Raw genomic sequence first — 310 nt, 5'->3', positions numbered from 1 at the left:
AAAGAAAAAGAAGAGATATACTTAATAGGGATTGGTTTTTACATTTTATAGGATCTAAGGGTAAAAACTTAAATTTAGAACGCAAGTGTATCCGTAAAGAACATGAACTTATTAAAGAATTTGTAGCCACTAAGGATATTGAGTTTTTACATAAATATATGAAAAAACATACAAGATTAAGAGATCCTATTAATACTTGGGATCTTGAAGGTGCTGTTATTGTAAAGATAATGAATTTAAATAAAGAAGAATTTAAACATTATAAATACTTTCCTTATGATTTAATTTAATCTTAGTGGGTTTAAAAACC

The 310-nt window shown here is 25.2% G+C and carries 1 protein-coding gene; it reads left to right on the top strand.

The window, feature by feature from the left end; genetic code table 11:
* Positions 1-290 (top strand): hypothetical protein (locus H2279_RS08810; RefSeq protein ID WP_337196305.1); only part of this gene is annotated, 290 nt, incomplete at its 5' end.
* Positions 291-310: the final 20 nt, after the last annotated feature.

The sequence above is a fragment of the Campylobacter sp. B0100352/1 genome, assembly GCF_020135855.1.
Classification (GTDB): domain Bacteria; phylum Campylobacterota; class Campylobacteria; order Campylobacterales; family Campylobacteraceae; genus Campylobacter_D; species Campylobacter_D taeniopygiae.
This window is presented reverse-complemented; position numbering and strand designations above follow the sequence as displayed.